Raw genomic sequence first — 26,092 nt, 5'->3', positions numbered from 1 at the left:
TGGCTTCTCCCTCTCATGACGGCTGTATCCTCGGAATCCGGATGCAGATGGCTGATCCGAAGCCCGGTGAGGAGCAGACCAGAATGCCATAGGGATTGCCGAACCGGATGTTCAAGCGCTCATGCACATTTTTCAGCCCAACCCCGCTGTCGCTGTATTTCTTGGGATTGCTCCGCTCCTTGTTCCACTGGCTCATCAGCACCTCAAGATCGAAGCCCGGCCCGTTATCCTTCACAATAATGATAATATCCTTGCCGTTCTCCTGGGCGGTGACTGTAATGGTCCCGTGCTCCTCCATCTGCTCAATGGCATGATACAAAGCGTTCTCCACAATCGGCTGAACAATCAGCTTTTGGGTCATCACGTATTTCAGCGGCTCCGGCAAGTCCAGCTCATAGGAGAATTTGTCCTCGAACCGGAACTTCTGGATATCCAGGTAATGGCGGACATGCTCGAACTCCATCTGCAGCGGGATCAGCTCCTGATTCTGGCTGATGCTGATCCGCAGCAGCCGGCCGAGCGAGATGACCATTTTGCTGATATCCCGGTTGCCTGCCAACACTGCCATGGAGTTGATCGATTCCAGTGAATTATAGATGAAATGCGGGTTGATCTGGGCCATCAGCGCCTGCATCTCCGCTTCCTTTTTGCGTCCCTGCTCGGTCTGGACCTGGTCAATCAGCTCATTGATCTGCGAGCTCATCCGGTTGAAGCCGTCAATCAGGGAATCGCTCTCATCATTGGCCCGCAGCGGTACCGGAATCGGGGTGAAGATCCCCTGCTTGACCCGCTTCATGCCATTCACGGCGCTGTTAATGCTGCGGACAAGCCTGCGGATGAAATAACGGTCGAACAGGAAGGCCGACAGCAGCGACACCATGCCGAGAATAATCGCAATATTGCGGATGGAGACCGATTCAGAGGAGATCAGGTTCATCGGCGTAATGGCCGCCAGATACCAGTCCGCGTTATGTGAAGGCAGGAAAGTGATCAGTGACCGCTCCCCTTGATAATTGTCAATGTAATAGTCCTGCTCCTGGTTATAATTCTCCTGCAAAAAAGGAAAATCCGTCCGTTCCCCGATATGCTCCCCGGACTTGTTAAAGACGATATTGCCCTGCTTGTTGACCAGCAGGATATCCCCTTTCTTCAGGGTCGCAGCCTCCCAGAAAATCTGATCAAGCAGATCCGGCTTCACATATACAACCAGATAGCCGATATCCTCCAGCGAATAATAGTCCTTAATTACTCTGGCATGGACCAGCACCGGCTTATCGCCGCTGGCCGAGCCGTTCTCTCCGGGACCGGACCAGACAGGACGCCCTTCGGCAGCCTCCATGGCTCCGAACCAGACCTGCTTGTGCATATCCGCAAAAGACATCGGCGCATTGTATTGGTACAGCAGCCGGTCTTTCCCGTACAAGCTGAACGAGGTGATCATCGGATGGTTAATCAGCAGGTTGTTGATTTCCTGCTTGCGGTCATAGGTGAGGACGAAATTCTGCTGCTTCAGCGACTGCTGGATCGCAGGCTGCGTTATAGCTGAATTGGTGATCGATGAAATCTCACTGAGGGCGAACTTCAGCTTGCGGTCCGTCTCCAGCAGGGAGATCCAGTAGAAATTACTTGATTTCTTCTCCATAGCATTCGAATAATTCACATACGTCACAATCCCCATGACAATCACGGGAATGAATACAAGAAGAATAATAGCGAACAAGATTTTGCGGCGGAGCTTCATGACGGGTCCCTTCCTCCTGCGGTCTCTGTCCAAATAGAAGAATTCATAGGTTTCACACGATAACTTATCCTTCTATTTCTCGCTGAAACGAATGCCGTCCTTGTAAAGGACGGCAAAACCGTTTCCACTTGATTATTATTCTTCACAGCATTCTGTAAATCCTCTTACTTATTGAATAGACAGACAGTTAACTCTTGATGGCACCTGAAGTCAGTCCGGCAATGACCCAGCGGCTGAACAGCAGGAAGACAACCAGCAGCGGCAGCGTGGCCGTGAAGGTAGCGGACATAATCATCCCGTAATCAAGACCGTCACGTGTAGTGAACAGCTGCTGCAATGCAATCTGAATCGTGAAATGCTCCTTGTTCTTCAAGACCACCAGCGGCCAGAAGAAGTCATTCCATACCGTCATGAAATTCAGAATACCCAGGGTAGCCATCGCGGGTGTAATGACCGGAACGGCAATCCTCCAGAAAATCCGGAAGTGGCCTCCTCCGTCAATACGTCCGGCTTCAATCAGCTCGGTAGGCACGGCCGAGGAGATGTACTGCCGCATCCAGAAGATGCCGAAAGCATTGACCATAGCCGGAACAATCAGCGCCTTGAAGCTGTCGATCCAGTGAAGCTTGGCCATAATGACATAGGTTGGCAGTACGCCAAGCTGCTGGGGAACGATCAGGGTGGCAATAACGAATACGAACAGCACGTTTTTACCGGGGAATTCATATTTGGCAAAAGCATACCCGGCCAGCGTACAGAAGAACACGACCGAGACCGTCACCATGGACGAGACGAACAGCGAGTTGCCAAGCGCCTGGAAGAAGTCCGATTTGTCCAGCACCCGCTTGAAGTTCTCGAAGAACTGGTCTCCGATGGTGAGCAGCGGCGGTACGTGGAACACGGCCCCCTTGTCATTGGTCCCGACCACAAACATCCAATAGAACGGGAAGATGGAGACCAGTGCTCCGAGAATCAGCAGAAGATAGAAGCCCAGCTTGCCGAAGAAGCCGAGATCATCCGGTTTTTTTCTAAACATACGCAGTGTGCTCACGCTTTTTTCCCTCCAGTCTGTCTGCCGCCGCCTCTGGAGATCAGCATATTGAGGACAGAGAACAGAATCGTAACGAGGAACAGCAGAACCGCTGTAGCCGCCGCTGTACCGAAGAAGCCGTTCCGGAAGGCCTCACTGTACAAATAAGTAACCATCGTAATCCCTTCCTGCCGGGTAGATCCGGTGCCGGATTGGCCGAGGAAGACATAAGGCTCTGTGAAGAGCTGCAGCGCACCAATGGTGGATTGCAGGGATACGAAGATAATGAACGGCTTAAGCAGGGGCAGTGTGATGAAGAACAACTGCTGTCTGCGGTTGGCCCCGTCGATTTTGGCCGATTCGTACAGATCCATCGGAATACTCTGCAGGCCCGAGAGGAACAGGATCGCATTGTAGCCCGTCCAGCGCCACATGACCATCGTGGAGATGGCAATTTTGACCCCCCACCAGCCGGAATTGAAGGCCATGCTCTCTAACCCGATTCCGTTAAGCAGCCAGTTGATCATCCCGTTATTGCCGAACAGCGTACTGAATACCAGTGTAACCGCCACGATCGAAGTGATATTCGGCATAAAATAGAGGATGCGGAAGGTCTTCTTGAACCGGGTCATCCCCGAATGCAGCAGCACCGCCAGAAGCAGCGCCAGCATAACCTGCGGCACAGTACCCATCAGCCCCATAATCAGCGTGTTGCTGAAGGAGATCCAGAAGGTCGGGTCCGTGGTAATCAGCTCGAAGTTTTTGAAGCCGACGTATTTCATTGGACCTAAGGCATCCCACTTGAAGAACGATAAATAGAATGTGAAGAAAATTGGATATAGTCCGAATATCGAGAACAGAATAAAGAACGGTGAAATGAAAGTATACGCAGTGATGCGGCTCCGTCTTTGTTCAGTGAAGAAAGGTCGTTTGCTCTCGGCATGCGGACTCGTAATTACGGGCTCAGCCATGTCACACCTCCAGAGAATTCATATCTAAATCCGGATTCACAGAGAGATTACTCCGTGAATCCGGACATTTGGGGAAGTCTGTTCCCCGCATATTACAGGTTAGCCGCGTTCTGCAAGCGTTTTTGACTGCTTGACAGCATCGTCCCACTCTTTGGCAGGATCGGCTTTCTTCTCCAGCACGTTCTTTAGTGCATTTTTGAAGAAGGTATCGGTCTGGTCATGCAGCGGTCCGTAGTATACCGGCTTCACGCGGTTAGCCGCTTTGCCGAATTCCACCGCCGTCTGCTGTCCGCCGAAGAAGTCATCCTTGAAATCCACGAACGCAGGATCTTCGTACAGGGCAGGGATAGAAGGCATCAGGCCTTTGGTCTTGAAGGATTCCAGCTGGTTATCCTTGTTCACGAGCCACTGGATGAAATCATAGGCTTCCTTGGAGTGCTTGCCTTCCTTCGGCAGCGTGATGAACGAACCGCCCCAGTTACCGGCGCCCTCAGGAAGCTGGGCAATTCTCCATTTGCCGGAGGAGTCCGGTGCGTTGCTCTTGATATTGCCGGCCATCCAGGCCGGACCCATCACGACAGCGAACGATCCATCGTTCATGCCTTGGCCCCATTCAGGCGACCAGAGCATGACATTGCTGATCCAGCCCTCTTGAATGCCCTTAACGGTAAAGTCATACGCTTTCTTCACTTGCGGATTGGTATCGCCGATGAAGCTGCCGTCTGCTTTGCTGAAATAGATCTCGTCCGCCGACTGGTCACGAAGCGCATTGTACGTCAGATCGGTCAAGTCTGAGAAATACTTGCCTGTCTTGTCTTTGAACGCTTTCGCTACCGTAGCGAATTTGTCCCATGTATCGATGGCTGCGCCGAAGCCTTCAGGATCGCTTGGCAGACCGGCTGCTTCAGCCAGGTCCGTACGGTAGTAGACTACTGTCGGGCCGATATCCGTCGGAAGTCCAAGCTGGAAGCTGCCGTCGATGGAGGAAGCCTGCTTCCATTTCCAGTCGAGATAGTTGGCCTGGATGTCTTTGGCTCCGAGGTCATTCAGGTTGTAGAATTTGTCCTGGGCTCCCAGGAAGCGTTCCATGAAACCGATCTCAAGCTGGAAAATGTCAGGTGCGCCTGAACCCGCCGAGAGTGCTGTGGTCAGATTGTTGTGGTGAGCCGTCTGGTCACCGGTATTCTGAATTTTAATGGTTACGTTAGGGTGTTCCTTAGTGTAGGCAGCCGCCAGCTCTTCATAGTTCACGTTGCCCAGCGTCCAGAACGACAGTTCGACCTTCTCTGCTGGCTCTGTCTTGTCTCCTTCAGCTGCGGGTGCTGCTGTACTTTCTCCCTTGTTACCTGAATTTCCTTCGCCAGACTTGTTGCCGCCGTTGTTACTTCCTCCGCACGCCGCAAGTGAGCTCATGAGCATGATGGAGACCAGCGCCAGCGCCAGGTTCTTTGTTTTTTTCATTCCTCTGTACCCCTCTCAAAGGTTTCTTTTACAAGATTTAGTGTACCGTAGGCCACGATTTTTTTTGAGGAGGCATATTGCCGATTTATGGTGGAAATTATTCTGATTTAACTTCAAAGCGGAAGCTGCCGAAGTGGATTTGAAGCCTGGACCCAGGTATACTAATTGTATTTGCTGTACAACAGTTATCCCTATATAAAGGAGATTTATATCCATGCCCATCAACCGACCACTACTCACTGACCAGGATCTGCAGGAAGCGATTGACCGCAAGCTGCCCGTCCGCGTCTTCCAGGATGACCATCTGGTGAATTCCGGCGCTACTATAGTGCGGTTCACGGATTCGGATGTTGTGATCCAGTCGCGGGTCAGTGATCTGACTTATTACTCGCGCAGCCGCTGTGAATTCTTCGAAGTCCGGCCTTAAGATATGACTGCCCGGGCCTTGGACACGTGTGAGCTGTGCGGCCGTTCTCCTCTTGCAACTACCGTTCATCATTTGATCCCCCGCGAGAAAGGCGGCAGCCTGCTCCCGACTGCCCTTCTGTGCAAGGCTTGCCACCGGCAGATTCATGCCTTGTATACCAACAGCGATCTCGTTGTTCTTGGCCTTACGACACTGGAGAGACTGCGCAGCGACCCGCAGATTGCCGCTTATCTGAAATGGATCATGCGGCAGGCGCCGGGCTCCGAACCCAAGCTGCGTAAATCAAAGCGCGTTCGAAGCAAACGTTAATCTGCCGGTCAGCAGAATGAAGCAGGTGCTACCCTGTCCAGCGCGCAGCAAAAAGGTGCCTTCCGAGTTCCGGGAGGCACCTTTTTGCAACTTTTGCTGAAGGCTCTATGATTTGCTGCGATGTCTTCTGCATAAAATAGTTCTGCGGCTTTATTGCTTGCTTATTTCTTCATGTCGCCATAGCTGCTCAGCTTCTCGTTAAGGACCTCCTGAAAGCTCTGGACTTTGTCTTCCTGTCTCTGCGCTTTGGGATGGACAACGGGCTGAGGTCTAAAAAACTGATGATTAAAAGCCATAAGGTTATGTACGCTCATACTCATTGAAGTTCAACCTCCTTCCATAATCTTCACCTTATTTGCGTGAGTGCGAAGCATCTTATCCCTTATATAAACCGCTCTTTCCAGTCCTAAACAGTTTTATACGAATTATAGGTAATGATGCTATAAATTCATCCAAATAAAAAGAGCAAGCGGTTCTCCCGTCATGGAGAATCGTTGCTCTTTGTTATGGCTTACAAGTCAGTATCATACTCATCAATCAATTGGACTAAATAACGGTAATTTGCCTGCGTGATTCCAAAAGTGTTCGCCGGATTCTGCTGATAATATTCCTCTGATTTCTTTACCGTATCCTCCGGTACCTGATTTGCCTCAAGAATATTCTTTTTCCAATATTGAACACATTTTCCCGCTCTATCGTCTTTTGCAGACAAGCGGTGTTCAGCACAGAAATTCAATTCCTTGATGAAGGTATTCCAAAGCTTGAGGTTAAAGGAGGCCGGTTTGCCTTTGGGAAGATCGCCTGTATCCGGCAGCTGTGAAAAAAGCGGAAGAATATAAGGGGTTACGTCCTGCTCCTCACTAACCTTCTCCTCGAGAACGGACAGACGCATGAATCGAAGCTGCAGATCCGATAGCGCTGTCTCGATCCTGCCTTTTTCCTCACGGATGAAGAGCCTGATGTCAAAGCTGTCTTTGTGGAGATATTGCTGAATATCGCTGAGCGTCATCCCCATATCTTTAAGTGAAAGAATGACAAACATACTGGAGAAGGAATCCGAGTCATAAAACCGGTGCCCCTGCTCATTGATATAGGCTGGAGTAAGAACTTTTACTTCATCATAGTATTGCAAGGTACGGACACTAACACCAGTCAGCTCAGCAAAATCCTTAGTTTTAATATATTTTTCCATAGTCATACACTCTACTCTATAGTATTTTCTGAGATTACCTTTGCTAAATAGGACAACTTCCCGGGAATCTGCACCCAAGGCAGTTGTCCCAATTCCTTAACTTGATGTACCACTTCATAAGCAGCCTTTCCCATCAATTTGTTATCTGCAAAGGGTAAGGGCTGCATCAAAATCCCTCGGGAAGCGTTGTCCTCACCAAGTATAATATGACTTGGAAGCTGCTCACTCTGTACTGTAAAGTGAGAAAACAGCATAACAACGCTATCCATATGCGCCTCAACTGTACTAGTGTGTATCCCCGTCTCCCAATTCCCTGTAGTTATCGACACTACAGATCTAAAGTCAAATAGATCAGCGGCTGTCCCGTCAAATTTAATAATTTCAGCACTATACTCCATAGTAAACTTCGCATCAGTGATCTGACAAAAAATAGAGACTCCTTGGGAAAGACGAAAAGAAAAGCTTATTTTGGAAGGAGCATCATTAATGGAAGAAAATAATGCACAATTCGTTATGATCTCCTGCAAAAGGCTCCGCATGCTGGCTGTCCCGGTAAACGTATTTAATGCTTTTGCAGCGATCTGACGGGTATCCGCAACAGCCATTCTGAAATCTTGGTTCACGGACAGCATTCTTATAATATTATTCATTTGAATCACCTCTTACACCAATCGTACTGTATCACGTTACGTAATACACAACCCCTGATTGATATTAAGAAAAACTTATAACGAAAAATCAGTCACGCCTTTCTTAGCGGCATACTTCAGTGTATACGTTTCTCCGCCATCAAAAGGCATCGTGGCGATGGTGATGCGAGTATAGTCCAGCCTGTGATCTTTTAAGACTCTTTTGACCAGGGGAATTCCGCGTGCTTCATCCGTCACTACGCAGAACAGGTTAAGCACATATTTGGCCGGGTCAGCCATATTTTTCCCCATATCAAAGCCATCCACATAACCAAGTCCGGCATCCGCCAGGAAGAGATTCAGGTATTCGGTCACCTTCTCTCTAAGCCATTCATCACGCTTACTTCCCTTTGCGCTCTTCAAGGGATACTGTACCACCAGCCAAACCTTCTCATTCATATGCGTTCACCACCAGACTTATGGATTGCTTACGCGTTACTTCTTCAAGGCAGCCCAGGAGGCCTCATTCAGCAGCTCCAGCTCCTCCGGCTCCAGCCGGAAGGTCATGGTGCCGACATTCTCCCGGGCATGACGGACCTTGGAAGCGCCGGGAATCGCAACTACGGTGTCGCCATGATAATGAATCAGCCAATTAAGCGCAATCTGTCCCGGTGTACACCCATATTTGTCAGCCAGTGCGGTCAGGGAGGTGATCAGCGGCTTGCTACGGGCCAGGCTCTTGTCGTCCAGGCCGGACATCATCCGCCGGGAACGCGAGACTGCCTTAATCTGCGACGGATCTGCGTGGAACCGGCCGGTCAGGATACCCTGCTGGAGCGGGGAATAGGCGATGATCGAGATACCCAGCTCCTTGGCCGCAGCCATGATGCCGTTCTGATCGATGCTGCGGTGCAGCAGATTGTATTTGACCTGATTGGAGACCAGGGTAAGTCCGTAGGTCTGCAAGATACGGTGCGCTTCCACCATCTGCTTAGCTGAGTAATTGCTTACCCCGACATACCTGATTTTGCCGGCCTGTACCAGTCCCGCCATTGCTTTCATCTCACTGGCAATCGAGGATAAGGAGAACGGCTGGTGGATCTGGTACAGATCAATGCCTCTGCCGCCCAGGCAAGCAATCCGCTGATCAATCGTGGAGGTAATCGAGCGCGCTGTCCGCAGCATCGGCCACCATTTGGTGGCAATCAGCGGAGCCGCATGCGGGCTACCTTCCTGCTGAAGCTGATCCAGCACATGAGCCAATGCTTCCTCCGATTTGCCTCCACCATAGATTTCTGCGGTATCCACCCAGTTCATGCCGCCTTCCAGGCTGACCCGTACGATATCCAGAATATCCGCGTCTGTGATATTACTCCAGTAGCGGCCTACGATTCCGCTTCCCCGGCTGAACTGCCAGCAGCCCAGGCCAAGCGGCGATACCGATAGCTCAGAGCGTCCCAGAGGACGCAGCTGGACCTTGCTTGCCAATGTCTCCACGGTTCATCCTTCTTTCCAAGTGTTAGTTGAATACACTGTTATATAAGAGCTAATCTAGCGATGAGACAATCTGACTGTACACAAAGCTTATGACTTCGGCAGCAGCCTGTCAATGACAGCAATGCAGGCAGGCGCTGGGGGCTTATGGATCACCTGGAACTGGATAACCGGCCCCCAGTCTCTTTTATCGTGGCCTCTAAAAAGGTTGATATGGTATAATTACCCTGCCTATTCGTATCCAATTTGCAGGAAGCACAAATGAACCACAAAAGTAATGGAGGGAATTCATATTCATGATTAAAATTCTAGGTTTCCTGCTGCTGTACCGTCTGCTCGGCAATCCCTTTCTGGCCCTGATCATTCTGCTCGTCGTTCTATATTTCGTAGACCGCCGTTATGTCGGCATTCTACCCAGCTTCTCCAAGCCTTTCCGCCGCAGCCGCCAGATGTCCAGGCTGCGGACGGCCATTGCCCAGAACCCGAACGATGTCACCGCCAAATTCGATCTGGCCCGGCTGCTGATTGAGCGCAAGCGCTACAGCGAGGCCAAGGAGCTGCTGACGGCCATCGCCGACCGTTATGAGACCTCGGCTGAATACTGGGTGGAGCTCGGATACGCCAACCTCAAGCTGGGCCAGCTTGCCGAAGGCGAAGCCCAGATGCTTCAAGGCCTTGAGATCAACCGCAGAGCCCAATACGGGCAGCCTTACCTTCGTCTGGCCGAGACGTTCCGGCATATCGACCAGGACAAGGCACTCCATTATGTGAGCCAATTCCAGGAGATCCAGACCTCCTCCAGCGAAGCCTATTATCTGGCCGGCTCCATGTACAAGACACTGGGCCGGACAGACGATGCCAAGCGCGCTTTTGAGGAATCGCTTGCCGTCTACCGTTCCTTGCCCAAATACAAGAAACGCCAGGAACGCGGCTGGGCGCTGCGCAGTTATTTTGCGAAGCCGCGGTGAGCGGCAGACTATAAGCATATAATCTCTTGACCGCAAAACAACCTCCGGCTGCTGCACATTGCAGACCCCGGAGGTTGTTTGTGTTATTGTATGGGAACCGTCATCTCAAGTTCTGGGATATAGAGCTTCTTTCCATCCTTAGTGACAAAAGCCTTAATAATGATCTGTTCAGGCCTCTTCTCAAAAGGTTCAAAGACACTGCTGTAAGTTAGCTTATCCACGTTACCTCTATTGCTGCCATCTACCATAACGGCCTCTTGCCCTTGCCCATCCCACAGCTCGAACCCTAAATTGAAGCTCCCCTGTTGTTTGTATTTATCCGGAATGGCTTCCTCAATCGCCTTAATATTCGCTCCGGGGTCTCCCGTAACTTCAGTTAGCAGCCGGGTTGAGGTTTGGCTTAATTCCAGCCGCGTGTGCTGCAAATGAATAGAGTCATGTACCTTGATCTCTCCCGGAACCAGCACAAGATCGCCCAAAGTATTCTTGCTCACCGGAAACTCAAAGCGGAATGGCTTTTTAATTCCATTAATAGAGACCAACATTGTGAGATCAAATGACTCAGGCACTTGCAGATTAGCTTCATTCAGCGCTGTAACGATGACAGCGTCTGGTGCACCTGTCCCTCCCGACGCCATGCTGTTTCCCGTATTCACTGATTTTCCGTTCACCCTAAATTCAATATTATTGATTCCTCCGGCTTCCTCACTCATGCGGGTCAAATCTAGCCATTTCCCCTTGTCACTGCCGTCTGTCTGAGCACGGGTAAGTACCACTGACAAGCGGCTTCCGTCATACATTTGTTCCGACACACTGATCGTCGTCCCGTCCTGAGTGACGCTCTGCTGAACATTTGTGGTCAGACCTGCTTTATTTGCTTTTTGAAGTCCGGCATCTCCTACAAGATTGAACACACTTTCCAGGAAGGGCAGCTGCTTCAAGGTCTCTGCCATGGCCGGAGAGATGAACCCCAGGCTAATGATGATCACCAGCCCGGCAGCCACTGACGCTGCACTGATTATCACCCGGTACAGCCAGCTATGTTTTCTTCTGTGTTTGGAAATGTCCTTTGGTGGAGTCTCCTCCAGGCTTGCCTCATCCCGCTCTACGATCATCCGGTAAGTTTCCTCCATACGTGTATGCACAACTTCCGGCAGTTCAGGAAGACTCTCTTCCTTCAGGCCTGCCAGCCGCTTCTCCAACTCATGCTGAGTCATTCGTGCACCTTCCTTTCTACGGGTTGAGAGAGTGTGTGATATAAGGTTTTTCTGGCCCGGTGCAGCCTGGTCTTGACTGCGCTCTCTGACAGCTCAAGCAGTTCTGCAATCTCCTGAAGCCTCAATCCTTGATAATAATGCAGCTTAACAATCGTCCGCGATACCTCTTCCAGCCCACTGATGGCCTGACGCAGATCCATATCTTCTGCAGTCGAAGAAGGGGATTGTATGCTCTCCGGCGGATCGGACATGACTATAACCCTATCCCGTCTGCGCAGAATCATGTTGCATTCATTGATCAGAATACGGAACAGCCATGTCTTGAAATAGGCCGCCTCTTTCAATCCAGAGATTGCTTTAAATGCCTTAAGCACCGTCTCCTGCATGGCGTCCGCACAATCCTCGTCATTCCTGACCATGGACTTCGCCATACTGTACATCCGCCTATCCAGACTCTTCACCAGTTGGATGAAGACCTCACTGTCGCCTGCCTGTGCACGCTGGACCAGTTCCTCTTGTACGGTATCCAGGGTAGATCTCCTCCCTTCCTTCGGGATGCTACTGCTTCCCGCTTGTTAGTTGTATATATCTGTTTAGATGGAGCACAGGCGCATAAGGTTACTCGGCATTAACAATTATTTTCACTTCTTCTTACGTAAACAGCAAAGAACAGGCTCCGCTTAGTAGCGAAAGCCTGCTCTTGCACTGCGTTCCATCATTGTGTCCCATGATATAATACTGAACGTTACATATCCAGTGATTTCGGCTGATCCTCCCCGGCCGCCGGACGGAATGGCCACCAGTTAGCCCGGCCGAACATCCGCACCATCACCGGCACGAAGAACGGCAGGAATACCAGTGCATACAGCGCCAGACCGGACAATACAACCGTCGCAATCTGCATCATCGACAGGACCCCGGAAGGATACATCGAGGCGAAGGTACCGCCCAGAATCACTACGGCCGAGAGAATCACAGTTCCCATATTGCGCATAGCATGCAGAATGGCTTCACGCACATCCCAGGTTTTATTCTCGTTGAAGCGTGCCATCAGGAAGATACTGTAGTCCACCCCGAGAGCAATCAGCATGACGAAGCTGAAGAACGGAGTCGTCCAGGTGATCCCTGAATAGTTCAACAGATGAACGAAGATTGCTTCCGTTACCCCAAGTGCAGTGAAGTAAGTGATCAGCAGCGAGACAATCAGATACACTGGCATAACAATCGAACGGAACAGTACCACCAGGATGATGAAAATACCGCCCAGCATCAGAATCACCGTACGTGCGTAATCCTCATTGGAGATTGTCTGCAAATCGCTGTAGGTGCTGGTCACACCACTCATGGCTGTCTCCGCATTCTCCAACTTGGTGCCGGCCACGGCACGGTCCAACGCTTCCTGAATCTGTCCGACGCTGTCAATAGCCTCCGCGCTGTATGGATTACCCGCGAATACAACATCAATCGTCATGACCTTGCGGTCCCCGGACAGATAGTTATCGAATACCTGCTGCATGCCCTTAGCCTTAAGCGCCTCTGCCGGAACCAGGAACCCGCTCAGCTCATCATCCTTGGCGTCCTGAATCTGCTTAAGGTAATCCTGCGCAGAGCTTAGGCCGCTGGTGATTTGTCCCAGACCATCCGCACTTTGCGTCAGTCCGTCCGTCAGCTGGCCAAGCTGGCCCGTAAGCTCACCGAACCCGTCAGCAAGCTGTTTCTGCCCGCCTTGCAGCTGTGTAAGCCCGGTGGTGATCGCCGGAAGCTTGCCGACAATCTGCCCCTGGCCGTCTGCCGCCTGCTTCAGGCCGGTTTGCAGCTGGCCGATACCAGCTACCAGCTGATCCAGCCCTTTCGCCAGCGCCGCCTGGCCTGCTGCCGCTTTGGAGTAACCGGCATTGGCCTCGTTCAATCCGGCCGCTGCACCGCTTAGCTGGGCCGAAATCTCACCCAGTCCTCCAGCCAGTCCCGCAGCTCCGGTACCGCTCTGCGTTACCGTGCCTTTAATCGTCTGGTAATTCACATCCTGGAGCAGCTCAGGGTAGGCGGCTTCCAGTCCAGTGAAGGAAGCTCCCAGACCGTTAAGCGCATCTGCCACGCCTTGAAGCTGTGTCTGCAGACCGGCGAGGCCCCCGTTCAGCGCGGTCAGGCCGCCGCCGATCTTCTTATAGCCTTCGAGCAGCGCAGCGTTTGCATCGGCCAGCTGCTTCGCGCTGGCCGCCGCCTGCGTGAGACCCGCTTTGATCTCGCCGGCTCCGGCCGAGCCGCTGCGGATGCCGCTCTCGATCCTCGACAAGCCATCGCCCAGCGCATCAATCCCTTTTTTAAGCTCGGCTGTGCCCTCTGTCAGCTTGGCGCTGCCAGAAGCCGCTTCTGTAAGCTTAGGCTCATTCTCCTTCAGCTGCTTACTCGCTTCGCTCAGCCCGCTCTGGATTTTGGTTAAGCCTTCATTACTTTGATCAAGACCGTCTGACAGAGTTGCCACCTGAGTAGGAATCAGGAAGTCATTAATTTGCTCCCCGGTTGGCCGTGACATGCTGCGTACAGCTTTGACACCCTCTACCTTTTCCAGCTCACGGCTGATCTTCTCCGCAAGCCCCATATATTCAGCGGTATCCATCCGGTCATCGTTCTTGATCACTATCTTGCCAGGCATGGATTCGCCCGGACCGAAGCTCTCGGAAATAATATTGAAGCCTTTGACCGAAGCGTAATTCGGCCCGATCTCATCCATGTTGTTGAACGACAGCTTCCCGCTGTAGGTAAGCAGGAACGGCGCAACAATGGCAGCTACAATCAGCAGCGCAGCCCATGGTCTCTTCAGGGAGAACGAACCGGCCGCTCCCCAGATCCGGCTCTCACTATGTTCCAGCTTGCCGCGTGACGGCCAGAACAGCTTTTGACCCAGTACCGCCATGAAAAACGGAACCACAGTCACGAGCGCCAGCAGCATAACAGCTATGCCGACAGCCACCGCCACCGCCGAACGGTAGAGCATGAACTGGGACAGGCCGATGGCCAGGAAGCCGACGAAGACCGCCAGTCCTGAATAGAAGACTGTTCCTCCGGCTTTCCGGTAAGTAGCGATAATGGCACTGGTAGTATCCTCAGACTGGACAAGCTCCTCCTTGAACCGGCTGATCAGCAGAATGCAGTAATCGGTCCCGATCCCGAACATAACGGCCACCATGAAGATCTGTGTGAAGGTCGACAGCGGGAAATCAAACCGGTCCACCAGAAAAGCCACAATCGACTGGGACACGATATAACTCAGCCCCACCGTTAACAGCGGTACAAACGGCGCCACGACCGAGCGGAACACCACGAACAGGATCAGCAGAATAAACACGACAGTGATATATTCCGACTTCTTCAGCCCGGCTTCCGAGCTGGCAATCGTATCCTCTGTAATCAGTCCTTCACTGGTCATGTAATGGTCCGCAGTGACGTTACCCAGCAGCTCAGCAGACTTTGCCGGGAGCTCCTTGACCGCATCCTCTCCGCCTTGCACCGACAAAGCGACCATAATCGTCTTGCCGTCCCCCGCAATCAGCGTATCCTTAAGCTCAGGCTGTGAGAACGGATCTGTGATCGTGCTGAGCTTCAGGGAATCCTTATTCTCCGCCAGCCGCTCCACACCCTGCTTAATACTCTCGGTGTCTGCGGCTTCAAGCACCTCCGGTTTATGGAACACCAGTGCAACCTGATGCACCGTTTCCCCGTCTTTGGCAGATGCCACTTCCTTCATAATCTCGGCCGCCCTTGATGAAGTGTAGCCAGCCGGTACTGAGATTTGCCCCTTCTCCCGGACCAGATCCGACATCCCGGGTGCTGTCAAGAATAACACTACTGCCACAGCCAGCCATACCGCGATAATGGCCCACCTTGCCTTCAAAATCGTTCTCAATTGCTTCTCCCCCCTGCGTCCTGCATCAGAAATGCCAGCTTCTCAAACATCGTAATAAACTGCTCAATATTGTGATCCTCGAAGTGGAACAAGTATGGGGAGATCACCTGCTGCATCTGCTTCTCAGAGGTCTTGTAGACACTCGCTCCGTACTCCGTCATGGTCAGATACACCTGCCTGCGGTCATTCTCGTCCCGGGTCCGCTGAATCATCCCGGCTTCATCCAGCCGGTTGATGATGGCAGTAATCGAGCTTTTGCCTACGGCGACTGCTTCAGCCAGATACGTGGAGGTACACCTCTCCTGTCCGCTGATCAGCCTGAGAATAAGGAATTGATCCGTCGTCAGACCTTCTCCAAAAATCTCCCGGAGCCGCGCATTGATCTGCCTGGTGACAACCATATAGGCATCTACGTAGCGGTTGATCCATTCTTCTGCGTCTTTCTTCAATGCTGCTTCCACCTTTCCATATTAGTTCACGTGTCGAACTGTTTTACAGTAAAACTATATTGTCCTTTGCGTTAAAAGTCAACTGGTTTCATGAATTTTACATTGATATTCATCAGGGGGATTAAATAAGCCTCATGGACGCAAAAAAACACCCTGCACGCAAAGTGCAGAGTGGCTAATATTGTGATTTTCACCTATTGCATCTCCCGACACCGTTCGGCCCGCTTACTCCTCGTCCTCCGTCTCTTCCACCTCATAGACACAGCGGAACATTTCGATGCCGGCAGCGTTCTCGCCCAGGCTGTAGACCATGAAGCCCAGACTGCGGTAAAAGTCAGCGGCAATCTCGTCCTCGGTCTCCGCTATCAGGTAACGCGGCTGACGGGAGGTGACCAGCTCAAGGATCATGCCGCGCGCATATCCTTTGCCCCGGTTCTCCGGGAGCACTGAGATATGGCGGATGTCGAGCGAGCCGTCTTCGGTCTCTTCGTAGCCGGTCAGTCCGACCAGCAGCCCGTCCTCTTCCCAGCCGCACAGCTGCATGGCCGCAAGCTTACTGTATTCCTCCGAAGTGCGGATCAGCGCATCCGGGTCATCTATAACCGCATAAGCCAGCAGCTCATTCACCTGCGGTGTGCCGACAAGCGGCTTCAAATCAATCAGCATATATCTCATCCTCCTAAAAGTATACCTGGCCCCAGACTACCGCTATCCCCGCACCAGCCGCAGCAGCGCATACCCCGTCCACACACCCACCAGGTTAAGCAGCAGATCATCGATATCCAGACTCCCGACATGCAGCAGCATCTGCAGCAGCTCCAGTATAATGATGCCAAGCGCAGACAGAAGCGTCAGGCGGATAAAAGAACGGTAACCGGTCACCACCAGCGGAAGCAGAATGCCAAAAGGCGCGAATACCGCCACATTCCCCAGAAGATTCACCAGCCTGTTAGCATACGATAATCCGTTAGTCATGTCAAAGTATAAACGCACTGTCCGCAGCGGTTCAAGATTGTAACGGAGCGGCCCGTCCAGCTGAACCGTCCGTCCGAACCCGATGAACATCCAGTATAGCAGCATTCCGCTATATCCAATCAGCAGCAGCCAGGCCAGGAACCGCCGTCCGGGCGGCAGCGCCTGCTTGGCTGTGGAGGCCTTCCCCTTCCGGCGGCTGGCCTGCGGCTTAGCGATCCTGGCCACCTTCAATAATCTCAATCGTGCCGTCTTTCTTGCCGATAATCGCCAGATCTGCAATTCCGATGAAGAGGCCGTGCTCGACAACTCCCGGAATACGCTGGAGGGCAAGCGCCAGCTCTGCCGCCGATTCAATCGCTTCAAAACGGCAGTCCGCAATATAATTGCCGTTATCCGTCTTGTACAGGTCTTCTCCGCTGCGCCGCAGCTCCGTCTTACAGCCCAGCTTAGCGAGAGCGGCAACCGTCCACTCCCAGGCGAACGGCACAATCTCCACCGGTAACGGGAACTTCCCGAGCGTGGTCACCGCCTTGCTCTCATCGGCCACAACGATCATGCGGGCGCTGCCCATAGCGACAATCTTTTCCCGCAAAAGCGCACCGCCCCCGCCCTTAATCAGCTGCAGCGCCCCGTCCAGCTCATCCGCCCCGTCAATCGTCAGGTCGAGGCTGTCCACATCACTGAACGCTACCAGCGGGATGCCCAGCTCACGGGCCTGATCCTCAGACGCCTGTGAAGTAGCAACGGCTGTAATCTGCAAGCCCTCGCTTACCCGTTCCCCCAGCTTGCGGATGGCCCAGTAAGCAGTGGAGCCTGTTCCCAGCCCCACCCTCATACCGTCCTTCACATATTCGACTGCCTTCTCCGCTGCCAGCTGTTTCACATTGATACTCATTTTATTCCCTCCATGTTATCCGTTATAATGAACGAAGTGGAATGGGCTGTGCCCGTCCACAAGGAATTCTTAGCCTTACTAATCAGCCTGACACTAATAATCCATCAGGAGGCATCCGCATGAGAACCGAGAACCAAATCCAATCCAAAATCAACGAAATGACGCTCCAGCGCAGATCCCTGGAGTCCCGGCTGGCTCCCCTGCCCCCCGGTGACCCGCAGAGGGCCGCGCTAGACGCCCAGCTGACCAGGCTAGAAGATCTGATTCTAATGCTGGAATGGGTATTGAACGCACCCGTAGGCAAGTATCACGCCTGACTTCCGGGCTTCTGCCCCGACAGGCTTTTGCCGTAACACATACTATCCGGATCACCTGTTCAGCTATAATTCCCAAGCATGGCCCCATATAGCCCGGCATTCTCATGCTCGAAGCAGACGAAATCGATCTGCCGCAGCGGGAGCTCTGCCGGGTTCTTCGCGCGGACATATAGAGCTACGGCCTCCAGCGCCGTCTTGCAGGCCAGCTCCTTCGGGAAGTTGTAAATGCCCGTGCTGATATTCGGAAAAGCGAGGCTCTTCACCCCATGGGCGCAAGCCAGATCAAGGCTGCTCTTATAGCATCTCGCCAACACAGCCGCTTCACCAGCCGTACCGCCCTTCCAGATCGGCCCCACCGTATGTATCACCCCGCGAAAAGCAAGCCGTCCCGCACTGGTGAGCGCTGCTTCGCCGGGAAGAATACCGCCCTGCTTCTGGCGGATTACCGCACATTCCTCCGCAATTTCCGGGCCCCCGGCCCGGTGTATAGCCCCGTCCACTCCCCCGCCTCCATACAGACCGGAGTTCGAGGCATTGACGATCATCTCGCCCTGCCATGAGGTAATGTCGCCTTCATGCACCGACAGGACTACATCATTAATGTTGATCTGCATAGCTGGTCTCCTCCTTCGCCGCAGTCTCCAGCGCCTGAATCAGTTCCTTCTCGCCCCTGCGGGCAGCCTTCCCCGAAAAAGAATCATACGTAAGCCGGCCCCCCTGCACTGCGGCCTGACGGAGAATGCCCAGCATATAATTCTGCGCATCAGATAACACCAGCTCACCCGTACCAGCGGCAACCCTGCACAGGGCACGGGTTGTCCCCGCCTCTGCCTCCGGCAAGTCCTCTTCCCCGGGCTCAACCACCGTGAATTGGAACAACGGCACCGCCTCCGGCAGCTCCTCTCCCGCAGAGAACCTCTGATTATATACCGAATACATCAGATTGCCGGTATGTGCTCTGGAAGCATCCGTCTCTTGCTCCGCAAGAATTCTGCTGTTCTGATATGCAATAATTCCGGCTGTGACCAGCAGAAACAGCACCACTCCCGCAATTAAAGTATACATCCCTGTCACCAGCCCATCGCCTGTAATGAACAATACCGCTTCTATAGTATCATGGACAGAAGTACCCGTGAATGGTCCTTGCCTGTGTAAAAAACATTTTTTGCGCCGATTCCATAAAGTTATTTTGAGATATTCAAATTAACAGTTGAAACTTCACGTGGCATGTCTCATAATGAAGTGGAGCCTGCTGTTTTGTCAAATCCATACGAAATCAAGGGAGGATACCTGGAAATGAAATTTTTCTTGGATACCGGAAATATTGAGGAAATCAAACGTATTACCCGCCTCGGATTAGTGGATGGCGTAACGACGAACCCGTCGCTGATCGCCAAGGAAGGCAGATTGTTTAAGGACGTAATCAAGGAGATCGTAGCAATTGTTCCTGGTCCTGTAAGCGCTGAGGTTATCGGTCTTACGGCTGAAGAGATGCTTAAGGAAGCTTACGAGATCGCAGAATGGGCTCCGAACGTGGTCATCAAGCTGCCTATGACCGAAGATGGTCTGGAAGCTTGTTATGAACTGACCAAAAAAGGCATCAAAACCAACGTAACCCTCGTATTCTCCGCTGCTCAAGGCCTTATGGCCGCCAAGGCAGGAGCTACTTATATCAGTCCGTTCGTCGGACGTCTGGATGATATCGGTGTAGACGGTATGAAGCTGATCAAGGATCTGAAGACGATTCTGACCAACTACGACCTGAAATCCGAGATCATCGCCGCCAGTATCCGCAACATCGCCCATGTGGAGCAAGCTGCCATTGCCGGCGCTCACATCGCTACCATCCCGGGCTCACTCCTGCCATCACTCTGGAAGCACCCGCTGACCGACAATGGTATCGAACGCTTCCTGAAGGACTGGGAGAAGGTTCCACAGGTTTAAAACAAAGCAAATCATTCAAGCCCCCTTCCGCATCATGCGGAGCGGGGCTTTTTTGGTGTTGTCAGATAGGAAGAACCCCATTCATCCTTGACTATTTTACTTGTTATGCTTATTATTATTGTAACAAGTAAATACAAAGGAGCAGTTCATTTATGACTCTTTCCTCTCCACAGCAATTCCTCGGCTTCCTGCTGGGCTCGACCCACCGGAGAATCTCAGTGAGCTTCGCCCGGGCGCTGAAGCCGTATGACATCACACCCGAGCAATGGTCCACCCTGCTGATGATCTGTGACCGCAGCGGAGTCAACCAGAAGGAGGTTGCCGTTGCCTCTGCCAAAGACCAGCCGACTACCGCCCGGATCGTGGAACTCCTGCTCAAGAAAGGCTTCATTACCAAAACGGCCAACCCCGAGGACCGCCGGGCGTTCCAGCTCTATGCCACCGGAGAGGGGCGGGCGTTAATTGAGAACACTATAGCACTGGAACAGCAGACTATAGATATGGCTGTAGCCGGGCTCGAGCCGCAGCAGCTTGAAGATCTCCGCAGTATGCTGGAGCAAATCTATCACAACACCGGAAATATACATCAGGAATAGGAGTCTACCCACTTGAATCAATCCTCTGAACGTCTATGGACCACATCCTTCATCACACTGACCCTTTGCAACCTTCTGCTGTTCATAGGACTGCAGATGACCTTATCTACCCTTCCCGCTTATGCGGAAAGTGCCTTGCATGCTTCACCCGTGCAGGTTAGCCTTGTCACCAGCCTGTTCGCCTTCAGCGCCATTGCCTCCCGCCTCTTCGCGGCCAAGGCCATGGAAAAGGGCGGGCGCAACCTGCTGATCTTCCTGGGCCTTGCCATTGCCCTCTCTGCGGTGGCGGGCTATTATTTCGCAGGCAGCATCTTCACTCTGCTGCTGTTCCGCATCCTGTTCGGTATAGGCTTCGGCATGGCCAGCACGGCCTTCCCGACCATGGCCTCCGATGTCATCCCCATCCGCCGGATGGGCGAGGGCATGGGTTATTTCGGATTATCCACCAGCCTCGCCATGTCGGCTGGCCCGCTAATCGGACTCAGCCTCCTGCAAGGACCAGGCTTCGGGTCCCTGCTGCTGGTGACGGCTGTCGCGTTTGCTCTGATCCTGCCGATGGGCTTCCGCCTGGCGAAAACACTGCCTGGCGGACATCTGGAGCCGGCCGCAGTTCCGGCTGCAGCTGCGGGAAGCAATCCATATCGCAGGCTGCTGCTTCCCTGCCTGCTTAACTTCCTCTTATCTATCTCTTACGGCGGGCTGCTGGGCTTCCTGGCGCTCTACGGGCAAGAGAAGCACCTCCAGCATATCGCTTACTTCTTCCTGTTCAATGCCATAGCCATTGTCGTGATCCGGCCGCTCTCCGGCAGAATCTTCGACCGCTATGGCGCGGCTGCCTTACTCATCCCGGGAAGCCTGTTCATTGTCGCCGGTCTGCTGCTGCTCTCCTTCGCCTCCACAACGGCGGGCTTGTTCCCGGCCGCTCTATGCTACGGCTTCGGCTTCGGCTCCATGCAGCCTGCGCTCCAGACCTGGATGATCCAGTCTGTCGAGCCGCGCCAGCGCGGGTTAGCCAACGGAATGTTCCTGAACTCGCTGGATCTCGGTGTCGCCATCGGCTCCATGCTGCTTGGCGCTGTCGCCATGTTCACCAGCTACGCCGTAATGTACCGGTATTCGATATTGGCGCCTCTCCTGCTGCTCGCTGTCTATCTTCTGGTACTCGTGACCCGGCAGAACAGTAAGCGCAAAGCTGCCCTACAGGGATAGCTGGAAGCTACACTTCCGTGGAATAGACAAAACCGCCTCGCGTCACACGCGCAGGCGGTTTATTTTGTCTGTACAACGGTTACTCACTTCTCCTGCATACCAGCCGAAACCGTTTCACGCACAGCAGCAGGCAGGAACGGGCTTGGCTGTCCCAGACTGTAGATATGAAGCAGATGCATCGCACGGGTACAGGCGGTATAGAACAGCTTACGTTCATGTTCACGCCCGTATTTCTCAGCGGAACCGTCATAGATAATTACGGCATCGAACTCGACGCCCTTGGCAAGGTAGGCCGGAAGCACCAGCGTCCCTTTTTGAAAATTAGGCGTTTCCTTCGTGACCAGCCGCACCGGCAGCCGCTTCTCCAGTTCACGGTATACCTGTGCGCTCTCTTCTGCTGTCTTGCAGATTACGGCCACATAATGATAACCCTCCGCATGAAGCTTAAGCACATCCTGCTCCACTGAGGAGAGCAGATCGTCTTCACTGTCCACCAGCGTCAGGAGCGGCTCCTCCCCCCGGCGGTTAAAGGGTACGATCTTCTCGCCGCCGGGAATCATCGCCCGCGTGAATTCAACAATCTCATACGTAGACCGGTAGCTGCGGGTCAACGAGATCACCTCGGTGTTCTCTTCGCCGTAGATGCTCACCAGTCCGGCCAGATCTCCCAGCACCTCGCCTTGGGCATAGATGGCCTGATTCAGGTCGCCCAGCACGGTCATTTTGGCCCGGGGAAACAGGCGGCGCATGAATTCGAGCTGGAACGGCGAGTAATCCTGCACCTCATCCACAATAACATGACGGATCAGCGTGTTCGTCCGGAAGCCCTGGCTTAGCTCCTTCAAATACAGGAACGGTGTCGCATCTTCATAGGCCAGCTCGTTGCCCCTAATCGCAGCCAGCGTCTGCGCGCAGATCTCATCCCATGCTTCAGGCAGCGGCTGGCGGGTATCCAGGCTCTCTATCAGCTCACGACCCTCGAATAAGCGGCTGTACAGCGCCTTCACATCCACGAAGCGTCCGCGTTTGGTCCAGCCGCGCAGCGGCTTGAGGCGCTGGCTGACCACGTAGCGGGCAAGCAGGATTCGCTCCGCATCATAATCATCGAAGCTGTCGTTATGCCCTCCGCCCTTACGGCGCATCTGGTTATAGGCCCGCTGATAATCGCTGTTGTCCATCAGCTCAATCTGCTCATCTACCCATGCCGCACTCCGCTCTTCTGCGCCGAAGGCCGCAATTTTTTTGAGCAGCCAGCCCGTCATCAGCTCAATCCGGTTCGCCAGCTTGATGCCCGGGTCATAGCTGTAGAATTGGCGCTCCATCTCTTCCTTAGTGGCAACAGCCTTCCCCTGGAACATCAGCGGCTTGAACAGCATGCCTTCATGCTCCAGCAGATTCACGTATTGCCGGATGGCGCTAAGGAAGGCTACCGACGATTTATATGCAATACCTTCCCGGCGGATGTAGGCTTCCTCCCCGTCCGGGGCATTCAGCAGACTCTCCGTCTGGCTGAACACATCCTCCAGCTGAAATTCCTGGCCCAGCCGGTGCTCCAGGTACATCTGGAAGGTGGTCTGCTGCATGTTCTCCTCCCCCAGCTCAGGCAGCACAGTAGATACATAGCTATTGAACAAGGGATTCGGCGAGAAGAGCAGCATCTGATCCGCCTGAAGCACCTCACGGTACTTGTAGAGCAGATAGGCTACCCGCTGGAGCGCCGCTGACGTCTTGCCGCTCCCGGCGGCTCCCTGCACAACCAGCATCCGGCTCCGGTCATTGCGGATGACTGCATTCTGCTCCTTTTGGATGGTGGCTACGATCGATTTCATCCGGTCATCGGCGCTGTGGCTCAGTACCTGCTGAAGCAATTCATCGCCGATAGTGACGCCCGTATCGAACATGACTTCAATCTCACCGTTATCAATCACGAATTGCCGCTTAAGCTCCATGGTGCCTGTAATCTGTCCGCCCGGCGTCTCATAGGATGCAGGTCCCGGCGCCCCGTCATAATACAGGCTGGAGATAGGCGCACGCCAATCGTAGATCAGGAAGGTTCCGTTATCCTCCATCAGCGAGCCGATGCCCAGATAGATGGTATCAGCCGCAGCATCCCCCGCCTCCGAGAAATCAATCCGGCCAAAATAGGGCGATACCACAAGCTTTTTATATTTTTTGAGCGCCTTGCTGGATTGCAGATGATGGCGTTCGCGTTCGTTCAGAATCTGTGCCTGCTGCCGCAGACTGGTTGAAGTCTCCCCCAGGTCGTCGGGGCTGCTGAAGTTCACTGTGACCTCTTCCCAGAAGTCTTTGCGCATATCCACGACATCCGTGCGGTGGAGTCCCAGCTCCTCTGACAGCAGCCGGATATGGGTAGACAGCAGCCTCGTGATACCGTTTACCCGCTCCTGCTCCTTTTGCCACTCGTGATCATGTTTATCCAATTCATTTCATCCCCTTCGGAAGGTTGACTAACAATGTTACCAACTCTGTAGTCGTTTTACAAGTTTTTGCTATATTCAGCTTGTGCTCTATATTTTCTCGCTCAGCACTGCACTTTCCTTGTCGTCTGCGTTCATCCGGTGGATCTGGTCAGCCACCTTATCCAGACGCTCCAGCTGATAGCCGTAGTCATAGATGGCCGCAGCCACCACCGACAGCCGAAGCTGCCCGGATTTCTGCGGATCATACCCGTTAATGGCGGACTTCAGGAAGCGGTCATTGTCCTCCCCCAGCGGCTCGGAGTCATTGGCTCCCGGCTTCAGCTTATCCTCGAATTTCAGCAGAATGTACTCATGATACTTAATCAGCTGCTCCAGATGGCGGTCGAACAGCTCATCCGTTTGCTCCGTCCGGTCGGCCTGGAAATAATGCCGGTCAATCGCCTCAAGCACCTGATAGCCCTTTTGCAGGGAATTCAGCAGGTTTTTGTAGACTACCATCTGCCTCGTCTGACTGTATTTAGCCCTGCGGAGCTGCTTCTGCTCCTCCTCGAACAACGCGTATTTGTCAGCCAGCGCTTTAATCGCGCCCTCCAGGCCGTTCTTCTCATCCCGGAATACACTTTCCTTCATCTCATGCGACACCGCCGTCCGCAGCAGCAGCGACAGGCTGGTGAACACATTCTCGATCTGTTGAATGTACTGCTTGCGAGGCTGGGGTGGAAATACAGAAATATTGATAATAAAAGCCGACAAAATCCCGGTCAGGGTCAGCAGGAACCGGGTTAACGCGAACTGCCACTGGCCTGAAGCCTCCATGACGGAGATGACGGTGACCAGCGTCAGGCCGATGGTGTCGGCGCGGTTCATTTTCATGCTGATCATAATCACCAGGATACATACCAGTCCAACCGCAATCGGTTCATTGGAGAGCAGCATTCCGCCAAGCAGCGCGATCACCGCCCCCATCGTGCTGGTCTGGATCTGATCGAGGAAATACCGCCATGATCTGTATATAGAGGGCTGCATAGCAAAGATCGCCGCAATAGCCGCACCGACAGGGGAGGCGAAGTTGAATAGAACGGACAGATAAAGGGCAAGCGTTACGGCCATTCCTGTTTTGAGTATGCGGGCACCGAAAGCCAAGTCCATCCCTCCCAAGAGCTTGAAGCTTATCATAATTACTGCGGATGTTCATCCTTTATGTATATCTTGTTATTACCCATGAACTGCGCTGGCGAATTTTAGTATGTCTTAAGCCGGGCTTCAGGATTCTTTCAGCTTTCAGGGAATACTGTTATACCGGGTAGTAACTACAACCAACAGAAGAGGTGTATCCATGAAAAAAACGACCCGAACCCTAACCGCATGGTCAGCAGCCATGATGCTTGCCCTGTCTCCAGCCGCCGCCTTCGGTGAGCAGCTTCCCAAAGGCAGGGCCACCCCTCCCCCGGCCTCACCGCATACCGGCAGAGAGCATACCCCTCCCCGCAGCGGGGACCGGAATCTCAGGGCCGGAGGCCATTTCATTATCAGCGAAACGGCTGAGCTGCTCGGAATGGGCCGTGAGGAGCTGATTGCCAGCCTGAAATCGGGTAAGACCCTGGCGGGTCTGGCCCAGGAGAAGAAAGGCTGGAGCGAAGACCAGTATGTCCAGAAGCTGAGCGATGCCGCCAGCCTGAAGCTGGATGGATTCGTCAAGGATGGGAAGCTGACGCAGGAAGACGCGGCGAAGCTGAAGCCGGGCCTGCCAACGCTGATTAAGCGCAGCCTCAGCCGCGTAGCCCAGCTTCACCAGGGCAAGCCGTCACCGCCGCCGGCTGCAACGAAGGCCCCCTGAACTATAAGGCATCGTCACCAAGGAAGACAAGCCAGACCGTCCTCCTAATGATAGAAGCAGTATGCAACAGAACAGGCACCGAATGC

Annotated in this window: 28 protein-coding genes; 8 read left to right on the top strand and 20 right to left on the bottom strand. The window is 53.2% G+C overall.

What is annotated here, in order from left to right; all coding sequences use genetic code 11:
• Positions 1-13: 13 nt before the first annotated feature.
• The 4 genes from J2Z70_RS12520 to J2Z70_RS12505 all read right to left on the bottom strand — a co-directional run bounded on the left by J2Z70_RS12520 (position 14) and on the right by J2Z70_RS12505 (position 5,203).
• Positions 14-1,741, bottom strand: a complete 1,728-nt coding sequence (locus J2Z70_RS12520) for a cache domain-containing sensor histidine kinase (RefSeq protein ID WP_036729213.1) — start codon at positions 1,739-1,741, stop codon at positions 14-16.
• Positions 1,742-1,928: 187 nt separating this feature from the next.
• The gene (locus tag J2Z70_RS12515; RefSeq protein ID WP_036729216.1) at positions 1,929-2,792 is read right to left on the bottom strand and encodes a carbohydrate ABC transporter permease; all 864 of its coding nucleotides are present in this window, start codon (positions 2,790-2,792) and stop codon (positions 1,929-1,931) included.
• Positions 2,789-3,742 (bottom strand): carbohydrate ABC transporter permease, encoded by a 954-nt coding sequence (locus tag J2Z70_RS12510; protein WP_036729218.1) that lies wholly within the window; start codon positions 3,740-3,742, stop codon positions 2,789-2,791. Before J2Z70_RS12510 ends, J2Z70_RS12515 begins: the two co-directional genes overlap by 4 nt.
• Before the next feature lie 99 nt (positions 3,743-3,841).
• Positions 3,842-5,203 carry an ABC transporter substrate-binding protein gene (locus J2Z70_RS12505; RefSeq protein WP_209873223.1) on the bottom strand — a complete coding sequence of 454 codons (1,362 nt, stop codon included), beginning with the start codon at positions 5,201-5,203 and terminating at the stop codon, positions 3,842-3,844.
• A gap of 214 nt (positions 5,204-5,417) precedes the next feature.
• Between J2Z70_RS12505 and J2Z70_RS12500 the strand changes: the two genes are divergently transcribed.
• Both J2Z70_RS12500 and J2Z70_RS12495 read left to right on the top strand, forming a co-directional pair.
• On the top strand, positions 5,418-5,630 hold the full coding sequence (locus J2Z70_RS12500) for a hypothetical protein (RefSeq protein WP_209873220.1): 213 nt from the start codon (positions 5,418-5,420) through the stop codon (positions 5,628-5,630).
• A gap of 18 nt (positions 5,631-5,648) precedes the next feature.
• Positions 5,649-5,939: an HNH endonuclease gene (locus J2Z70_RS12495; RefSeq protein ID WP_425355114.1), complete on the top strand. Its 291-nt coding sequence runs from the start codon at positions 5,649-5,651 to the stop codon at positions 5,937-5,939.
• A gap of 161 nt (positions 5,940-6,100) precedes the next feature.
• Here the strand turns inward: J2Z70_RS12495 and J2Z70_RS12490 are convergent, their stop codons facing one another.
• The 5 genes from J2Z70_RS12490 to J2Z70_RS12470 form a co-directional block, all read right to left on the bottom strand.
• On the bottom strand, positions 6,101-6,259 hold the full coding sequence (locus J2Z70_RS12490; protein ID WP_209873214.1) for a hypothetical protein: 159 nt from the start codon (positions 6,257-6,259) through the stop codon (positions 6,101-6,103).
• Positions 6,260-6,450: 191 nt separating this feature from the next.
• Positions 6,451-7,137, bottom strand: a complete 687-nt coding sequence (locus J2Z70_RS12485) for a MerR family transcriptional regulator (RefSeq protein ID WP_209873211.1) — start codon at positions 7,135-7,137, stop codon at positions 6,451-6,453.
• Between the two features lie 5 nt (positions 7,138-7,142).
• Positions 7,143-7,781, bottom strand: coding sequence for an Hsp33 family molecular chaperone HslO (locus tag J2Z70_RS12480; protein WP_209873208.1), 639 nt, complete (start codon positions 7,779-7,781; stop codon positions 7,143-7,145).
• A 75-nt stretch (positions 7,782-7,856) separates the two neighbouring features.
• The gene (locus tag J2Z70_RS12475) at positions 7,857-8,219 is read right to left on the bottom strand and encodes a hypothetical protein (protein ID WP_209873205.1); all 363 of its coding nucleotides are present in this window, start codon (positions 8,217-8,219) and stop codon (positions 7,857-7,859) included.
• Positions 8,220-8,255: 36 nt separating this feature from the next.
• Entirely contained in the window at positions 8,256-9,257 is a 1,002-nt protein-coding gene (locus J2Z70_RS12470; protein ID WP_209873202.1) for an aldo/keto reductase, read from the bottom strand.
• 293 nt (positions 9,258-9,550) lie between these two features.
• Here J2Z70_RS12470 and J2Z70_RS12465 point away from each other — a divergent pair, with 293 nt between their 5' ends.
• On the top strand, positions 9,551-10,222 hold the full coding sequence (locus tag J2Z70_RS12465) for a tetratricopeptide repeat protein (RefSeq protein WP_209873199.1): 672 nt from the start codon (positions 9,551-9,553) through the stop codon (positions 10,220-10,222).
• Positions 10,223-10,305: 83 nt separating this feature from the next.
• Here the strand turns inward: J2Z70_RS12465 and J2Z70_RS12460 are convergent, their stop codons facing one another.
• From J2Z70_RS12460 to rpiA, 7 genes are all read right to left on the bottom strand, one after another.
• Positions 10,306-11,439: a DUF4179 domain-containing protein gene (locus J2Z70_RS12460; RefSeq protein ID WP_209873196.1), complete on the bottom strand. Its 1,134-nt coding sequence runs from the start codon at positions 11,437-11,439 to the stop codon at positions 10,306-10,308.
• Complete coding sequence (locus J2Z70_RS12455; protein WP_281068152.1) at positions 11,436-11,948, bottom strand: RNA polymerase sigma factor; 513 nt, start codon at positions 11,946-11,948, stop codon at positions 11,436-11,438. Before J2Z70_RS12455 ends, J2Z70_RS12460 begins: the two co-directional genes overlap by 4 nt.
• 236 nt (positions 11,949-12,184) lie before the next feature.
• Complete coding sequence (locus J2Z70_RS12450) at positions 12,185-15,343, bottom strand: MMPL family transporter (RefSeq protein ID WP_209873193.1); 3,159 nt, start codon at positions 15,341-15,343, stop codon at positions 12,185-12,187.
• Entirely contained in the window at positions 15,340-15,792 is a 453-nt protein-coding gene (locus J2Z70_RS12445) for a MarR family winged helix-turn-helix transcriptional regulator (protein WP_209873191.1), read from the bottom strand. The genes J2Z70_RS12450 and J2Z70_RS12445 overlap by 4 nt, the downstream gene beginning before the upstream one ends.
• A gap of 225 nt (positions 15,793-16,017) precedes the next feature.
• On the bottom strand, positions 16,018-16,458 hold the full coding sequence (locus tag J2Z70_RS12440) for a GNAT family N-acetyltransferase (RefSeq protein ID WP_209873188.1): 441 nt from the start codon (positions 16,456-16,458) through the stop codon (positions 16,018-16,020).
• Positions 16,459-16,500: 42 nt separating this feature from the next.
• Positions 16,501-16,992, bottom strand: a complete 492-nt coding sequence (locus J2Z70_RS12435; RefSeq protein WP_209873185.1) for a VanZ family protein — start codon at positions 16,990-16,992, stop codon at positions 16,501-16,503.
• Positions 16,976-17,662, bottom strand: coding sequence for a ribose-5-phosphate isomerase RpiA (gene rpiA, locus J2Z70_RS12430; protein WP_036729273.1), 687 nt, complete (start codon positions 17,660-17,662; stop codon positions 16,976-16,978). The genes J2Z70_RS12435 and rpiA overlap by 17 nt, the downstream gene beginning before the upstream one ends.
• 119 nt (positions 17,663-17,781) lie before the next feature.
• Here rpiA and J2Z70_RS12425 point away from each other — a divergent pair, with 119 nt between their 5' ends.
• Positions 17,782-17,979, top strand: a complete 198-nt coding sequence (locus tag J2Z70_RS12425) for a hypothetical protein (RefSeq protein ID WP_036729275.1) — start codon at positions 17,782-17,784, stop codon at positions 17,977-17,979.
• 59 nt (positions 17,980-18,038) lie between these two features.
• On the opposite strand, the gene J2Z70_RS12420 is transcribed toward J2Z70_RS12425, so the two are convergent.
• Together J2Z70_RS12420 and J2Z70_RS12415 are read right to left on the bottom strand one after the other, a co-directional pair.
• Complete coding sequence (locus J2Z70_RS12420; RefSeq protein ID WP_209873182.1) at positions 18,039-18,593, bottom strand: macro domain-containing protein; 555 nt, start codon at positions 18,591-18,593, stop codon at positions 18,039-18,041.
• Positions 18,577-19,044, bottom strand: a complete 468-nt coding sequence (locus J2Z70_RS12415; RefSeq protein ID WP_155991622.1) for a hypothetical protein — start codon at positions 19,042-19,044, stop codon at positions 18,577-18,579. The genes J2Z70_RS12420 and J2Z70_RS12415 overlap by 17 nt, the downstream gene beginning before the upstream one ends.
• Positions 19,045-19,275: 231 nt before the next feature.
• On the opposite strand from J2Z70_RS12415, the gene fsa reads away from it, so the two are divergent.
• The 3 genes from fsa (at position 19,276) to J2Z70_RS12400 (ending at position 21,728) form a co-directional block, all read left to right on the top strand.
• A complete protein-coding gene (gene fsa, locus J2Z70_RS12410) occupies positions 19,276-19,923 on the top strand; it encodes a fructose-6-phosphate aldolase (protein ID WP_036694437.1) in 648 nt (215 codons plus the stop codon).
• A gap of 152 nt (positions 19,924-20,075) precedes the next feature.
• A complete protein-coding gene (locus J2Z70_RS12405; RefSeq protein ID WP_209873179.1) occupies positions 20,076-20,519 on the top strand; it encodes a MarR family winged helix-turn-helix transcriptional regulator in 444 nt (147 codons plus the stop codon).
• A gap of 12 nt (positions 20,520-20,531) precedes the next feature.
• Positions 20,532-21,728 (top strand): MFS transporter, encoded by a 1,197-nt coding sequence (locus tag J2Z70_RS12400; RefSeq protein ID WP_209873176.1) that lies wholly within the window; start codon positions 20,532-20,534, stop codon positions 21,726-21,728.
• An 83-nt stretch (positions 21,729-21,811) separates the two neighbouring features.
• Here J2Z70_RS12400 and helD read toward each other — a convergent pair whose 3' ends face one another.
• Both helD and J2Z70_RS12390 read right to left on the bottom strand, forming a co-directional pair.
• The gene (helD, locus tag J2Z70_RS12395; RefSeq protein WP_209873173.1) at positions 21,812-24,169 is read right to left on the bottom strand and encodes an RNA polymerase recycling motor HelD; all 2,358 of its coding nucleotides are present in this window, start codon (positions 24,167-24,169) and stop codon (positions 21,812-21,814) included.
• An 87-nt stretch (positions 24,170-24,256) separates the two neighbouring features.
• Positions 24,257-25,312, bottom strand: coding sequence for an FUSC family protein (locus J2Z70_RS12390; RefSeq protein ID WP_036729291.1), 1,056 nt, complete (start codon positions 25,310-25,312; stop codon positions 24,257-24,259).
• Between the two features lie 193 nt (positions 25,313-25,505).
• Between J2Z70_RS12390 and J2Z70_RS12385 the strand changes: the two genes are divergently transcribed.
• Complete coding sequence (locus J2Z70_RS12385; RefSeq protein ID WP_209873170.1) at positions 25,506-26,006, top strand: hypothetical protein; 501 nt, start codon at positions 25,506-25,508, stop codon at positions 26,004-26,006.
• The last annotated feature ends 86 nt before the right edge of the window (positions 26,007-26,092 follow it).

It is taken from the genome of Paenibacillus silagei, from assembly GCF_017874735.1.
Classification (GTDB): Bacteria; Bacillota; Bacilli; order Paenibacillales; family Paenibacillaceae; genus Paenibacillus_AQ; species Paenibacillus_AQ silagei.
This window is presented reverse-complemented; position numbering and strand designations above follow the sequence as displayed.